Raw genomic sequence first — 522 nt, 5'->3', positions numbered from 1 at the left:
GGGCTATCGCGGATTTCACCCAAGCGCTGAAGCTCGATCCGACGAATGCGTCGGCCTACACTAATCGCGGCGCTGCCTGTCTCTACAAAGGCGACCGCGACCAAGCGATTGCGGATTTCACCCAAGCAATCAGGCTCAACCCGAATGACGCGAAAGCCTACCGTAGCCGCGGCGCTGCCTATTACTTCAGAGGTGACTATGACCGGGCTATCGCGGATTATACCCAAGCGCTGAAGCTTGACCCGAATGACGCGCTTGCAAAAAAGGGGCTTGAACTTGCGCGGAGACGGGGGCGGTAGGCGGAACCCCGCCGGGCGCTTCGCCGAGGGGCGGAAACCCCGATACGGGCGGGAGAGAAAGGGGCGGGTTCGCTTCCATTCGGAGCGCCCGCGACCGGAGGCATACGATGAGTACGGAATATACAGACGCGGACGCGTTTATTAAGGAAGGCGTTCTCTTTGCCGGGCGGGGCGACTTAGACAACGCGATAATGTGTTTTACGGAAGCGCTGGCGCTCGACCC

General features: G+C 60.5%; 1 protein-coding gene. It reads left to right on the top strand.

All coding sequences use genetic code 11. From position 1 onward, the window contains the following. Positions 1-299, top strand: a 299-nt coding sequence (locus AWU74_RS07825; protein ID WP_162505062.1) for a tetratricopeptide repeat protein, incomplete at its 5' end; no start/stop codon positions are given. Positions 300-522 lie beyond the last annotated feature (223 nt).

Source organism: Treponema endosymbiont of Eucomonympha sp. (assembly GCF_001028545.1).
This window is presented reverse-complemented; position numbering and strand designations above follow the sequence as displayed.